Source organism: Marinomonas sp. MED121 (assembly GCF_000153025.1).
GTDB lineage: Bacteria > Pseudomonadota > Gammaproteobacteria > Pseudomonadales > Marinomonadaceae > Marinomonas.
In genome coordinates, this window is sequence record NZ_CH672435.1 from 1 (window position 1) to 14,383 (window position 14,383).

Genomic DNA, 14,383 nt, shown 5'->3' on the forward strand with positions numbered 1-14,383 from the left:
TAGTAGCTAACATAAGGGCTCTCAATTCCGTTACTTTTTGTAACTTTCATGTTACACCCTGTATGTTAGATAAGCTAGAGCCCTTTACATTCTCTTTACAATTGATATTTTAGCCCTAGCAGACCCACATATTCGAATCAGCTAGACGCTTATAAACCCATTTATACTGACTTAATCACTAACTCAAAATCAGACCATATTGGCGCATGATCAGAAGGTTTTTCCATGCCTCGAATATCGTAATTGACATCAGAATCTTGTAGCAAAGGTAACAGGTTATTAGACGCCATAATGACATCAATTCTTAAACCGCGTTTAGGCTCATCATCAAAGCCTTTTGAGCGATAATCAAACCAAGAGTATCTATCCGTTTTACCTGGGTTTAACTGTCGATAAGTATCCGTCAGCCCCCAATCTTCTAACTTGGCATACCACTCACGCTCAATAGGTTGAAAACTACATTTGCCTGTTTTTAACCAGCGTTTTGCATTTTGAGGTCCGATACCGATATCCAGATCCGTTGGAGAGATATTAATATCACCCATCACGATTACCTGCTCATCCGCTACATGGTTAGCAAGATAGTTCATTAGATCAGCATAGAATTTCTGCTTGGCAGGAAATTTAGTCTCATGTTCAATATTTTCACCCTGGGGAAAGTAGCCATTAATGACCTTTAATGGCCCTTTATCCGTATTAAAGGTGGCGATTATCATGCGACGTTGAGCATCTTCCTCATCATTTGGAAAACCATACTCAACCTTCACTGCCTCTTCTTTAGAAAAGATAGCCACACCATAATGGGATTTTTGACCATAATAATAGGCGTGATAACCAATGCTTTGCGGAATGTCATGGGGAAACATTTCATCATGAACTTTAATTTCTTGCAGGCCAATAATATCGGGAGATTGGCGCTTTACCAATTCTTCAATTTGATGGGGACGCGCTCTTAAACCATTAATGTTAAAAGAAACAATTTTCATAATGAGTCCTAATGTAAAGTTATAATTATGATACCCAGCTTGCCTGCTGAGTAAAAGCTAAGTTTGGAACTAAAGGTAAAAAAGCCTGTCTATAAAAGCCAATCGCTATGACACTAATAGGGGCTTTCTTTTGGCATAAATCAAGTACCACTGTTAGAATCTTTTTAAACATTATTTACAGCCTTATCATGGAGTTAACATTATGTCTTATCAGTATGACTTGTTTGTCATAGGAGCAGGGTCAGGTGGCGTCAGAGCCAGCCGCATCGCAGCAGGCAAAGGCTATAAAGTAGCAGTCGCTGAAGCCAGCGCATTAGGCGGCACTTGCGTAAATATAGGTTGTGTCCCAAAAAAGCTATTTGTATACGGCGCAGAATATGGTCATGGCTTTAGTGAAGCACAAGGATTTGGTTGGTCAAAGCAAGAAGCGACATTTGATTGGCCTACCTTAAGGGATAACAAGACCAAAGAAATCGAAAGGCTAAACGGCATTTATCTAAATATGCTTACCAAAGCAGGCGTCGAAATTATTAATGGTTACGCCAAGTTTATTGATGCGCACACAGTGGAAGTCAATGGTCAAACTTACACAGCAGAGAAAATCCTGATTGCTGTGGGCGCCAAACCTTATATCCCTGCCATTGATGGTGCTGAACTTGCCGTTAGTTCAAACGAAATGTTTTACCTAGAGAAGCTCCCTAAGAAAGCCCTAGTCGTTGGCGGTGGTTATATCGCGGTTGAATTTGCGGGCATTCTAAATGGCTTTGGTGTTGATACCAGCCTAGCTTATCGCGGCGACCAAGTCCTAAGGGGGTTTGACCAAGATGTTCGTGATTTTGCTAGCAATGAATATGTCAAATCAGGTGTTGATCTAAGATTAAACACGGATATTCAAAGTCTGCGTTTGGCTGATGCTAGCCAAGCAGATGGTGCTCGTATCGTTACCTTTAAAGATGGTCGTGAAGAAAGCTTTGATTTGATTCTTTATGCCACAGGCCGTGTTCCTTATACTGACGGCTTGAATTTAGACGCCGCTGGTATCGAATTGGATAAAGGTGCTATTAAGGTAAATAAAAACTTCGAAACCTCAACCACCAATGTATTCGCTTTAGGTGATGTGATCAATCGTGTGCAGCTAACCCCAGTTGCCATTGGTGAAGCCATGGCACTTATCCAATATTGGTTTGAAGGCAGCGCTGAGGACTATGACTATGACAATATCCCAACAGCGGTATTCAGTCAGCCACCTATTGGTACCGTTGGCCTAAGTGAGCAGGAAGCAGAGGCTCGTGGTATTGATTTTAGAGTTTATCAAGGGGACTTCAGAGCCATGAAGCATACCTTAAGTGGCTCTGATGCTCGTTGTCTTACCAAGCTTTTAGTCGATAACAGCAATGATAAAGTCATTGGCTGTCACATGGTTGGCGACTATGCTGGTGAGATTATTCAAGGTTTAGGGATTGCGATAAAAGCGGGTGCAACCAAAGCTGACTTTGATGCAACCGTTGGCGTTCACCCTTCTACGGCTGAAGAATTTGTGACCTTTTCTGAAGGCTCCCTAAAAAAACGCTAATCAAACATTTTTATCAGGGTGAGACAGCTTAATCTCGCCCTGATGATTACATTAATCACTAGACTCTCGCTTTTGACTAAGATAACGTATCAAACCTTCATACTGCTTAAGACCCTTCGACTTTATTTAAGCTTTCACGGATGCCAGATTGGCAAACGAGCTACCCTCGTTTAACACTTTAAGGATGAATATAAACGCTTTCCCTATGCTTTGATGTTTGTATTTTTATACAAGTATGACCACAACTTCACACACAAATACGTCAGATTCACTGTTTAAATTTGAACGCCTTAAGCGCTTTCCCACCATAGTTTGGCTGATCTTATTTGGGACCTTTTTAGCTCGAACCAGCTACTTTATGGCATGGCCTTTTCTGATTGTTGTTTTGTTTGATGATTATCATGCCAGTGAAGCTCAAATCGGTTTGATCTTTGCCGTCTCCGCCGCAGTCTCTTCTGTCTTTGGTCTATATGTTGGTTATCTATCTGACAAATTAGGTCGTAAACTCATCATGCTAATTGGCTGTATTTTGGCGGGCCTTACCTACTATGGCATAGGCGCGGCAAATGAACTCTGGCAATTGGCTGCTTTAATGATATTTGCCGGCCTCATGAGACCCACGATTGAAGCACCTGGCAAAGCAGTCATCAGTGATAATCTTGAATCTGAGAAAGACAGAGAATTAGCCTTAAATATGCGCTACTTCATTCTCAATGCTGGCGGCGCAATTGGACCACTTCTGGGCATCAGCTTAGCCCTTACACAACCTCAAGCCCTTTTCTATGTTACTGGTGTGACCTACTTTGTGTTTGCGCTTATGCTGGGACTCGGCTTTATGTTTAGTAAAGTGACCCTACCCCCAAACAACGAATCCATTATACGCTTTCGCAAAGTATTTATGGTCATCGCCAATGACAAGCTTTTTATGGGCCTCTTGATTGCAAACATACTGTTAATGTTTGTCTATTCCCATATTGAGTCCTCTATTCCACAAGTGTTAGCCAGAAGCGGTTTAGACGATGCGGTTAAATGGATTGGTATTCTTGTGGTGGTGAATACTTGTACCGTTATCCTGCTTCAATTCCCCCTCTTGGCCTTATTAGAAAAGAAAAATGTTTTTTTCAGAACCCGTTTAGGCGTAGGTTTAATGGGGCTGGCTCAGATAATCTTTATTTTCACACCGGAAGATTATGCCTATGGCTGGGTGCTTGGCACGCTATTTTTAAGTATGGGAGAAGTGATCGCATTTCCGACCTTGAGTGTGCAGATTGACCGTCTTGCCCCTGCACACCTAAAAGGCAGTTATTTTGGCGCTGCTTCGCTTTATTCTATTGGCTTTGCAGCGGGTCTTTTAGTAGGAGGCTGGTTATTAAGCCAACAAGCTAAAGTCAGTTTATTTGTGATCTGCTTACTCTGTGTATTAGCCATTATTGGCATTTATTATGGCGCTCAAAAAATGGCACAGACCAGACCATCATCTTGATATGTCAGTCGCCTTCGAATAATGATGTTAAATGCCCATGAGTTTTAACTTGAAAACCCATGGGCATCGCCATTACTGAGGTCTAACTAAGCCGATATAACTTGCAAACCTTGGGATCTTATTTTTAGTTAAGCCATGATACTTAAAACGAATCAGGCTACCAATCTCTGGCGGATAACGCCTCTCATCATCTGTCAAACCAGAACCAATTTTAAAACGAACCTCTTGCTCAAGTTCAACCGAATACCAAGCAACTTCAATCGCGCCTATCATACCTAGGTATTTCCCCTTACCTGGCAAGTAAGCTTTTACCTTGGCTTTTGCTTCTTGATAAGGTTTTAATTTCAGCAGGTTATCACTTCTACCAGAGGCAAATTTCGCTTCTTTTCGATGTAAAATGAGCCCTTCTGCACCGGCATTGGAATAACGCTTTAACATCTCACTGAGAGCATCATTATCCCTTAAGGTAAATTGCTCTATGGGCTGGATAAAATCTACATTTAAAGCATTTAGTAACTCAGTATAGGCCTTAGCCCGATCAACAAAGGGAGACTGGTAGTTTGGCATATCAAATACTTTATATTGGACTTTACGCCATGCTTGAGTATCACTTTTCTTACTGAGCACGGTTGAGGCAACAAACTCAAAATCTTGACGCTTAGACCACAACTCACCATCTAACCAAACATCAGGTAACGCTTGAATAAACCAGTCTGGGGCATGGATAGGGTTACCATTTTTAGTCAGTAATTTGCCGTCTTTCCAAATTGCACGTACACCATCAAACTTTTCACTAATGAGGTAATCAGAGACATCTATATTAGATTGATAGACACTTACAAGCTGGACAGGGAGTTCAGCTTTAAGATTTGCGGAAAAGAAAACTAAACATAAAAACGGGTAAACAAATTTCGACATCATTAATTTATGCAAATGAATATCACGCACATTAATCGCTACTCTAAGCAACATAAGGACTCCTTGTCATTAACTTCATAATTCAGATAAAGTGTGTGTCTGCCTTCCTAGCTGACCAAGAAAGTGTACACGACTCCTTGTCATTGCATTAGGTAAAAGTAGAGATAAATAGTTAGGTTTTTTAAGAAACGCAGATTTTACTCATTAGTGATAAGGATTTTCAGTGAGACTTGTAACAAAAGTAACATATCTTATTCAGCTCATTTGTTTTATCCCTGTTTTACCCCTCCTTCTCACTCAAGCAAAGAGGACAAAAGCATCAGCGATCCAGCTACCTATCGCCCAAGGAAATACGATTTTTAATACACCAGATAGCCAGCTTAGTTTGTTGCACATAGGTGAAAGTACTGTAGCGGGTGTCGGTGTGACTGAGTTAAAACAAGGCTTAACCCAGGGAGTGATAAACAAGCTTAATCAAATCACTCAAACAAGCATCAGCTGGCAAGTGCTTGCTCAAAATGGTGCAACACTTTCACAATTAAATCAGCTTAAAGCCTGTTTTCTTGAGCCAGATATTCTGCTCATCACCATAGGTGTGAATGACACCAGCCACTTTACTTCGATTAAAGAGTGGGGGGTACAGATTAAACAATGCGTAAAGCGCTTCGCTGGCCCGCATACCAAGGTATTTTTTACACAAGTGCCTAACATGGCTAACTTTCCCGCCTTGCCTTTTCCTTTAAATCAGTTTTTAGCGATCCGATCTCAATTACTCGACACTGAGCTTAAGACCCTTTGTTTGTCCTTTCATTGGCACTTTATTGAAGCTCACTTACCCATCCAAAAAAAGTGGATGGCAATTGATGGTTACCATCCAAATCAAGCGGGTTACCAAATTTGGGCTGAACAAATCAGTTTGGGTATTGCCAAACACATATAGGTATCCGTCTAAACGTAAAATACCTTATGGGCGTCCTTATTTATTAGCTATTTAATTAGCTAGCCACTTAGTTATTGAGCTGCCCCTGCAGCCAAGCCGCTAATAAGTCTGCTTCTTTATTGCGTCGACTCGGGTACTTATCGCCAAACTGACGTAAGTTTTCATAGGCTCCTTGCCAATCACCTGTCGTCACCTGATGCCAAAAGTTAGGTGTACGAACAGATAAAGACCCATACTGAAAGGCTACTGACGCCACTACGGTTTGACACTCTTGTGATAAAGCGCCAAAAGCACAATAGGCATCGGCTCTTTTCCACTCGTTTATCAGCTTAGTTTGAGCATCACCATGACTATAGATATTAATTTGATTCGCCTCTTCTTGGCTAATGCTCAAAGGTTGTGCAGATAAAGCCTCACAAGCACTTTGCTTCGTTTTATTGGCATAAGGTAGAAGCTTGTGACACAAGTCTTGATTAAAGGCTTGGCTAAGTTCTTTCTCGGAACGTTGGCCAATATCAAAGCCCGACGCTATGGTTACGCCAGATCGGCTATTCTCTGGATCTGGAACATAACCTTTACAACTTGATCCTTCTAAAAAGGAGATGAAGTGGAAGTTTATTTTAAGTTGCTCTTTTGTATTATCAGACATAAGGCTTTCCTCAGGAATTAGCAAAAACCTGAGTAAAGCCTGATAGCCGAATTTAAACTATGACAAATCCATGAAAAACAAAGCGTTATAAATAGAACGGAAACAAGACCATTATTTATTTGCTGGTGAGTTGATTTCAACGTCACCTTCTATGATCAATTTGGTGAGTTTTTGCCTTAATTGCTTCAACTCCCCCGAAGCAATCATGGCTTGAATGGTTTTATCTAAAATTGGCACCAAAGCACGATGCTTTTGATGAAGGTAATGAAACAACTCATCACTCTCAATTGCGGGTGATAAAAATGCAATATCAGTTAACCCTAGGGTATTGATATGATACAAGCCGTTAATTTTTCCAGTAACGGCAATATCAATTCGTTGAGACTTTAGCATACGCAACAGTTGATCACTGCTATTCACGGTTTCTACCGTATGCATTCTGGGTTTTAAGCCTAGTTCAGCAAACCGCATCCCCTGTACAGCCCCAACACGATAGGGCTCCAAGGACTGCCAACCATCAACCCTAAAACCAATACCGCCATGGATATTAACAAACGCCGTAGGCGCCACATATGAGAAAGCGGTAGGAACACGAATCAATGTAGGAAAGGCACTTGCTAGGCTATAGATTCGATGTGTTTCACCATCGATTTTGCCCTGACTTGATAATCGTAAAGACAAAGCAGAGGTATATTTTTCAAATCGTACAGGAATTCCCGCATGAGCATAAATGTGTTTCAGCAGCTCTTTGCCAAGAAAAGAATTCGGTGTGCCATGTAAATAGGAGATAACCAGCGTCTCTGCAGACATAGCAGAAATACTAAAAAGCAAGGGGATGCTTAGTAACAAAGACTTAAACACATATTAACCCTCTACAAAGACACCTCTTTATTATAGAAGGCCATACCCTTAATAAGTCAATGAATGGGAAGTCGCTTAATACCCAATAAAACAAAACCCACCTCATAAAACTGACACTCTGTTTCTAGACTTATTCCCGTTCAGTCATAATTTCATCAAGCTTTTCAATAATATACTTACCAATTGGAAAAGCTGACGTTGCCGCAGGTGATGGTGCATTACACACATGTAAAGATCGTTTAGATTGTGCAAATAAAAAATCATGCACCAAGCTTCCATCTCGCATAACAGCCTGTGCTCTTATACCAGCGGGATAAGCGTCTAAGTCTTGCAGTTTAATGTGATCGCAGTATTTATGGACTTCTTGTAAATAACCTGACTTAAACCAAGAATTACGTGTTTCTTTCAATCCGGTGACAAAATGTTGTGACAAGAGACGCCAAAAACCCGCAAAGCATAACATTTGCCCTGTATCTTTTAGGCTGAAATTAATCTTGCCATAACCTTCTCGCTTCCAGCCTTGCACCGCATTAGGACCAACCGTCACACTACCATCAATCATGCGCGTTAAGTGAACCCCTAAAAAGGGCAGATCTGGGTCGGGTACTGGGTAAATAAGATGATTAACAATGCCATTATGCTTTTTATTCAAACGATAATATTCACCGCGAAAAGGAATAATCTGAAAATCAGTTTTAATGCCCAACATCTTGGTTGTTCTATCTGCCATTAAGCCAGTGCAGGCGATTAAAAAGCGCGACTTAATATTTTCGTCTTTTGCTTTGCTGCGATGCTTAATACCGATACAAATTTCTGTCTCACTCTCATTAAGCCTTACGACTTCACTCGAGGTCAGTAATTCACCCCCTAATTGACGAAACAAGTCAGCCAACTTGTCGCAAATTTTCTGATAATTAACAATGCCTGTTTCTTTTACCAAAATCGCTGCCAGCCCCTTAACATTAGGCTCTTGTTCAAATAATGCTGCCTCATCTAACCATTGGGTATTGATTTTGTTTTCCTGACACCGTGTTTCTAATGCTTTTAAACGAGTCAGCTCCGTTTGATTATTGGCAACCAGCAACTTACCGCACTCATCAAAATCAATATGGTGTTTACGACAAAAAGTTTTGGTTAAAGCCGCCCCTTCCTTACAAAATTTAGCCTTTAAACTACCTGGCTGATAATACACACCAGCATGTATCACACCACTATTATGGCCAGTTTGATGCAAACCAAATTCAGCTTCTTTTTCGATCAGGGCTATTTTTTTATCAGGATAAGCTTGTTGCAGCTGCCAAGCCGTTGATAGCCCAACAATGCCGCCACCTAAAATACAAATATCATAGATTGGGGTTTCAATTTGGTTCATATTTTATGCTCTATCGTTCAATATTAGGCTTAAGCGTGCTTAGAAAATTGTGTCAGTCTAAACGCGCTCTTTTATGTAATCTAAAAACGCCCTGACTTTTGGCGTAATCCCTCTGCGGCTTGGTACCAAAGAATGTAAAGCCACTTTAGGCCCCTGCCAGGCGTTTAAAACAGGCTCTAATCTTCCTTCTTTGACATAAGCATCCGCCATATAATCTGGCAATAAACCAATACCGTAGCCGTCTAATAACATCTGTCTGATCACACTAAAATCATCTGATTCAAAACTTGGGTTAAAATGAATGACTTTTTGAGTATTATCACTTTCAAAGTGCCATTGAGCAGGTGCATTTAAACTCTTCATATGTAGCAGATTAAAATCAGATAAATTACTCAAATCAGAGCAGGGTCTGGCTCTGTTAACAAAGTAAGTCGGAGCAGCATAATAGTTTAAACGTCGGTCACACAAAGGACTGGCCACCAAATTTGAGTCTGCAAGCTCACCAACCCGAATCAAAATATCAAAGTTTTCTTCAATCGCATCAACACGTCGATTAATCAGACGCAAATCAAGTTTCACTTCGGGGTAAGCTTGCATAAATCCAGTTAATAATGGCGCAATCAGGTTTTGCCCGACAGAGACAGAAGCACTGACCCTTAAAAGCCCTCTAGGTACTTGATTCAAGGTTTCAAGTGAATGATTTGCAGACTCCAACTCCTCTTTAATTCGCAAGCAATGCTGATAATAAATCTGCCCTACTTCCGTTAAAGTGTGCTTTCGCGTTGTTCTTTGTAAAAGGATGACACCTAGGCTTTCTTCTAAACGAGTTACCGTACGGCTAATATTTGACTTAGGTTTATTCAAGGATTCGCCTGCTGCCGTAAAGCCTCCTTTGGCCACCACTTCAGCAAACACTAACATATCATTAATATTCATAGACTCACCACGATCAAACCCACCTTATCAAGCTGCTGTTATAAGCCCCAGAATAGAATGTAATGCCTTGTTCATAAATTCAGATAATAATAACAAATTAAACTTTTGCTGTATTCGTGGACGCTTTAAATTTGATGAAGCCTGCTAAGCTGATAAATGATTCCTATCCTTTATCATTTACTGAGGAAACTTATGTTAATTAACAAGTTGTGTTTTGCCTTCTTGCTAAGCATCTTAATCCCTCATCTAACGGCTGCCTCGCTCACCCTTTATAGTGAAGAATTCCCGCCCTTTAACTACACAGAAAAAGGCAAGTTTATTGGCGCTTCTACTGAGGTGGTTGAGGCTATCATGCAAATAGCCAAGCAAGATTATGAAATAAAGAGCTTTCCTTGGGCTCGCTCTATGCATATCAGCCAATATAAAGAAAATGGCTTCATCTTTTCAATTAGTCGACGTAAAGACAGAGAGAAATTATTCAAATGGGTTGGCGTTTTAGTCCCTGCGAACCAATCTGTGTTTGCCCTTAAAAGCCGGACCGACATTAAACTTAATAAGCTAGAAGATATGCAGTCTTTTTCCATAGGCACCACCTATAAAGACGCTAGAGAGACATTCTTGATAACAAAAGGTTTTGACCCGAAGAGTTTTAAGCGGCTCAGTGGTGAAAATACCTATCAACAACATTATGAGCAGTTAAAGCAAGGTCGAATAGACCTTTGGCCTATGCCAAATGCCGTTATGAATCATGTCGTTACCTCATCTGGTGATGAGCCTGACAACTGGATTCAAAACGTCTTTAAATTAGATGAGATTTCACAAGAAGGTTATTACCTTGCAGCGAGCCCCAAAACCTCTGATGCCCTTATTAACAACCTTAGAGATACATTAGCGCAATTCAAGAAAACCCAAGCTTATGCAGACATCATAAATAAATGGGGGCTTTAAAAACCCGGGTTTTCAGTTAAAAAGTCCAACTCTTCTTGGCTTGATATTCGGCCCAAAATTTCATTTCTGTGTGGGTAACGACCAAACATATTAATGATGTCTAAGTGCTTTTGCTCATAGGCTTTCATATTGTCATTATTGGATAATTCAAAGTAAGGGCGACCTTCTTCATGCACTAAAACAGACTCACTGTGCATAAAAGGCATCATCATAAAATCAAACTCAATGGCATCATAAACCTTATAATCCCCTCGCCTGATCGCTTCTTGCGCTAATACCAAGGCCAAGCTGTCAAAGGCAAATGATTGAGGTGTTCCTCGAAACATATTTCGAGAGAATTGATCCAACAGTATAATTTCTGCCAAGGCTGATTTTGGCTCATTGCGCCAATGGCTTAATTCACCCAAACTGGCTTGATAATGTAGCTTTGAAAAGCGCTCACTAATGTCTTTATCTAAATCGTCATCTTTGGCAAACCATTGATTTGCAGACAACTCTTTGAACCAAAAATCCAATACTGACTGGTAACTCATGCCTTTGTCCTCTTCTTGTTATATCGCGCTTTTTTAATTAATAAAGCCTATCTAATACTGTCTAACTAAGACAATTTAACTTAGACAAGTTAACTAAGACTATCTAACTTAGACAAGTGTGTACCCATTATTCTAAAAACCAAGATGTGAAACTTTTATTTCATATTTAACAATCAAGATACTTATTATTCAGTTAGTTTTCAGTTAGCATGCCCGAATGATTAACAGCGTCTCGTATCAGTAAGAGGATAAAGGCAAGCATGCGGTATTCGGTGTCATACTTACATGGGCTTAGCCAAATCTTTTTACTGAGTAATCCTGTTATTGGTGTCGTAATAGCCATCACACTTGGGGTGTTTTCGCCAAGCTTACTTCTGGGTTGCCTTTTAGGGGCAACGACAGGTGTGATCACAGCAAGCTTGATGAAATTAGATAAGCATAAAATTGATTTAGGTTTATTTGGCTATAACCCTGCTTTACTTGGCATGGCGATTCTGACCTTTTATGAAGTCACACCGACAGCTTGTATTCTCATTGTACTTGCCAGTATTTTTACCACGCTTATTACCCATAGAATAACTGCTATTTTAGGACAAAAAATCCCACCTTATACGAGCCCTTATATTCTTGCTACCTGGTTAGTCATCCTTTTAAACCCTTATCTAAACCTTGTCCCTGTCAATGCATTAACCAGTGAACAAGCTATAGCATTTAGCCCCTTCACCACCTTTAAAGGCTTAGGACAAGTTATCTTTCTTGATAACGTTTTCGCCAGCCTATTATGCTTGATGGCTATCACCATACACTCTTTTAGAATGGCTATCTGGGCCGTTTTCGCCTCGGGTTTAAGTGTGTTTTTTGCTTTAAGTTTCGGTTTAGAGCAAGCAGGTATAGCACAAGGCTTGTATAGCTATAATGCGGTTCTGGTTTGCATTGTATTGGTGGAGAAGTGTCAATCTAAGCTTATGATGATCACCTTAGGTTCTTTAATGAGTGTGTTAATCACCCATGGCTTTAGCCTCTTAAGCTTACCTGCTTTAACCGCCCCATTTGTCATGACCATATGGATAATTCACTGGTTAAAAATGCTTTATAGGCCTATCTTTCCTCAGTTTACGCTTTAAAGCCCATATAAATAAAAAATTTCAAATGATGAATAGCAAAGGGAGAATAGCAAAGGGGGAATAGAAAAGGGAAAGTGACGCCTCATCAAACGACTTTCCCTCTGACGCTCAAATAACGCTAAAAGCTTTATATGAGCATTTAAAAACTACCACTCGATTGTACTGTTTGACCTAAGTTTCCTGAAGTAACTTGATTGTTAGCACCCGCTTGCCATTCAACCCCAGCACTGGCATCTTGTTCCTCTCGTTTAACGCATTTCCATTGCACCTGGGTATTCGCTGGCACTGAAATACTGGCTTGCCAATTAGGATAATTCGCTGCATCCAGCTTTATCGCTTGGCTTATTTGCCAATTACCCAAAGCAGCAATATCACCGACAACATACACACTCTGACCTAAATAGGTTGAAGCATTATTGCAACTAAAGCTGATGAAGGCTTGATCTGTCGTACCCGTATCTGCCTTAAAATCTGTGATGAACTGACTGTATCGAGATTGACCTGTGCCGCCATTAGTCACATCGCCAATACGTAATACCGTCATACCCTCGTAACTGGCATAACGAAACGCATTTTCAATATTATTCCAGCCTGTTTGTGTGGCAACACCACCAGCCAGAGCATTTTCGCCTTTAATCACCACGCCTTTATCTGCCGCGCCTTCTGCCACCCAAAAGACTAAATCTTTAGCCAAGCTATATTGTGGCGCATAGTTTTGGTTATCCATTTCTAATGCGGTGAAATGTAATATCACTGACCTAGGGTTTGCTTTATAACTTTCTACCAAGGATAAGATGGTTTCATAACCATGGGCTGTATTACGACTTGTTAGATCGATATCAGAAGGGATCAAGCCAGCAGCCATTTCTGCTGATCGGCGAGTATTATCAGTAATTCCCATTTTCCAATGAATGCCTGGGATTTTAAACCCTAATTCAACATTGTTAAGGGCTCCATCCAAGCTGCTAATGGCCATATCCATCATACGTTTGCCATGTGCAACCAAACTCTCGTGATACCAACGGATAAAGTCTTTACCATATTGGGTATTAAACTGATCCCCTTGGTTAATAAAAAATTCCGCATTTGAAGGGGGAACCACCTGATTAATATTGGTCAAAGATAATGACCAGGCTTGGTTTATACCCGCCAGGTTTTGATATCTCGCCATGCTCCAGTTTTGAAAGTCTGTTACCGCTCGAGTCCCATACGCTTGGAAAGCGCCTCTAGTGGGATAGCCAGTTCCCGTATCATGACTATTATAAGAAGGATATCTCAGCTCACCAGCAGGTCCCATTGAGATATTCACTTCGTCTATCATGCTCGCTTTACTGGCATATTGTGCTTCGAACGCTTCTAAAAACTGCTGATATTGAGGTAATACAAGATCATCTGCCCAAAGGGAAACCGTTTCTTGGGAGTAGTTACCCTGCTCACTTAGATACTTAAGGTCATTTTGATTCACTGAACCATAGGCAGTCCAAATCCAATTGGGTAATGGGATATTACAGTCATCTCCCACATTGCCACCACATTGGTGCATGCTAATAATAGGCACCCAATGCATAGACGCATTTTCTAGCTTTTCAACCACCTTGTCATAATAGGTCCAATCAAAGTTTTGATCGCCAGCAGCTTCTACCTTACCCCACCAAACATCCACAGAAACCGCATCTATGCCCATATTTTTAGCGGTATAAAGCTGGTTTTGAAAGGTATTCCAAGCAGCCTCATTAGTCATTTCTAATGGAGCCATCACGTTCACTGTTTTCGCTTGATTTGCCTCTAACACCAAAGGATAAAAACAGGCACTGGTGAGCGTGGTTAATAGCGCGATTTGTTTTTTCATTTTCATTCCCTATAAAATTTTATTGTTATGGGCTCTGCTTGGCATACTGCCCTCTTAAGGTGCGAAACAGTATAGTTTTGACATTTTCCTTAGCTCAAGCCATAAACGAACTCAATTTCCCCTTAATCCTTTATCTCAAAAGCTATTTTTAAGCATCCATTCAAACCCTTAGCCAAAACGAAAACCAAAATGCAACAAACTATTGTTTTAA

The 14,383-nt window shown here is 40.6% G+C and carries 14 protein-coding genes; 5 read left to right on the plus strand and 9 right to left on the minus strand.

Going from position 1 to position 14,383, the window contains the following annotated elements; genetic code table 11:
* Positions 1-161 precede the first annotated feature (161 nt).
* Together xthA and MED121_RS24505 are read right to left on the minus strand one after the other, a co-directional pair.
* The gene (gene xthA / locus MED121_RS22335; protein WP_009836084.1) at positions 162-986 is read right to left on the minus strand and encodes an exodeoxyribonuclease III; all 825 of its coding nucleotides are present in this window, start codon (positions 984-986) and stop codon (positions 162-164) included.
* Between the two features lie 25 nt (positions 987-1,011).
* Positions 1,012-1,158, minus strand: coding sequence for a hypothetical protein (locus MED121_RS24505; RefSeq protein ID WP_009836085.1), 147 nt, complete (start codon positions 1,156-1,158; stop codon positions 1,012-1,014).
* Between the two features lie 30 nt (positions 1,159-1,188).
* Here MED121_RS24505 and gorA point away from each other — a divergent pair, with 30 nt between their 5' ends.
* Positions 1,189-2,559 carry a glutathione-disulfide reductase gene (gorA, locus tag MED121_RS22340; RefSeq protein ID WP_009836086.1) on the plus strand — a complete coding sequence of 457 codons (1,371 nt, stop codon included), beginning with the start codon at positions 1,189-1,191 and terminating at the stop codon, positions 2,557-2,559.
* Positions 2,560-2,794: 235 nt separating this feature from the next.
* Positions 2,795-4,042 carry an MFS transporter gene (locus tag MED121_RS22345; RefSeq protein WP_009836087.1) on the plus strand — a complete coding sequence of 416 codons (1,248 nt, stop codon included), beginning with the start codon at positions 2,795-2,797 and terminating at the stop codon, positions 4,040-4,042.
* Between the two features lie 72 nt (positions 4,043-4,114).
* On the opposite strand, the gene MED121_RS22350 is transcribed toward MED121_RS22345, so the two are convergent.
* The gene (locus MED121_RS22350) at positions 4,115-5,014 is read right to left on the minus strand and encodes a DNA ligase (protein WP_009836088.1); all 900 of its coding nucleotides are present in this window, start codon (positions 5,012-5,014) and stop codon (positions 4,115-4,117) included.
* Between the two features lie 169 nt (positions 5,015-5,183).
* Here MED121_RS22350 and MED121_RS22355 point away from each other — a divergent pair, with 169 nt between their 5' ends.
* Complete coding sequence (locus MED121_RS22355) at positions 5,184-5,900, plus strand: SGNH/GDSL hydrolase family protein (protein ID WP_009836089.1); 717 nt, start codon at positions 5,184-5,186, stop codon at positions 5,898-5,900.
* 67 nt (positions 5,901-5,967) lie between these two features.
* On the opposite strand, the gene MED121_RS22360 is transcribed toward MED121_RS22355, so the two are convergent.
* The 4 genes from MED121_RS22360 to MED121_RS22375 all read right to left on the minus strand — a co-directional run bounded on the left by MED121_RS22360 (position 5,968) and on the right by MED121_RS22375 (position 9,718).
* The gene (locus tag MED121_RS22360; protein ID WP_009836090.1) at positions 5,968-6,549 is read right to left on the minus strand and encodes a pesticin C-terminus-like muramidase; all 582 of its coding nucleotides are present in this window, start codon (positions 6,547-6,549) and stop codon (positions 5,968-5,970) included.
* 111 nt (positions 6,550-6,660) lie between these two features.
* On the minus strand, positions 6,661-7,410 hold the full coding sequence (locus tag MED121_RS22365) for a transporter substrate-binding domain-containing protein (protein WP_036181699.1): 750 nt from the start codon (positions 7,408-7,410) through the stop codon (positions 6,661-6,663).
* 130 nt (positions 7,411-7,540) lie between these two features.
* Positions 7,541-8,782, minus strand: a complete 1,242-nt coding sequence (gene lhgO / locus MED121_RS22370) for an L-2-hydroxyglutarate oxidase (protein WP_009836092.1) — start codon at positions 8,780-8,782, stop codon at positions 7,541-7,543.
* A 57-nt stretch (positions 8,783-8,839) separates the two neighbouring features.
* On the minus strand, positions 8,840-9,718 hold the full coding sequence (locus MED121_RS22375) for a LysR family transcriptional regulator (protein WP_009836093.1): 879 nt from the start codon (positions 9,716-9,718) through the stop codon (positions 8,840-8,842).
* A gap of 192 nt (positions 9,719-9,910) precedes the next feature.
* Here MED121_RS22375 and MED121_RS22380 point away from each other — a divergent pair, with 192 nt between their 5' ends.
* Positions 9,911-10,666 carry a transporter substrate-binding domain-containing protein gene (locus tag MED121_RS22380; RefSeq protein WP_009836094.1) on the plus strand — a complete coding sequence of 252 codons (756 nt, stop codon included), beginning with the start codon at positions 9,911-9,913 and terminating at the stop codon, positions 10,664-10,666.
* On the opposite strand, the gene MED121_RS22385 is transcribed toward MED121_RS22380, so the two are convergent.
* Positions 10,663-11,199, minus strand: a complete 537-nt coding sequence (locus MED121_RS22385; protein ID WP_009836095.1) for a DUF924 family protein — start codon at positions 11,197-11,199, stop codon at positions 10,663-10,665. The genes MED121_RS22380 and MED121_RS22385 overlap by 4 nt on opposite strands.
* Positions 11,200-11,459: 260 nt before the next feature.
* Here MED121_RS22385 and MED121_RS22390 point away from each other — a divergent pair, with 260 nt between their 5' ends.
* Positions 11,460-12,323 (plus strand): urea transporter, encoded by an 864-nt coding sequence (locus MED121_RS22390; RefSeq protein ID WP_083789442.1) that lies wholly within the window; start codon positions 11,460-11,462, stop codon positions 12,321-12,323.
* A gap of 139 nt (positions 12,324-12,462) precedes the next feature.
* On the opposite strand, the gene MED121_RS22395 is transcribed toward MED121_RS22390, so the two are convergent.
* The gene (locus MED121_RS22395) at positions 12,463-14,172 is read right to left on the minus strand and encodes a family 14 glycosylhydrolase (protein WP_116371696.1); all 1,710 of its coding nucleotides are present in this window, start codon (positions 14,170-14,172) and stop codon (positions 12,463-12,465) included.
* Positions 14,173-14,383: the final 211 nt, after the last annotated feature.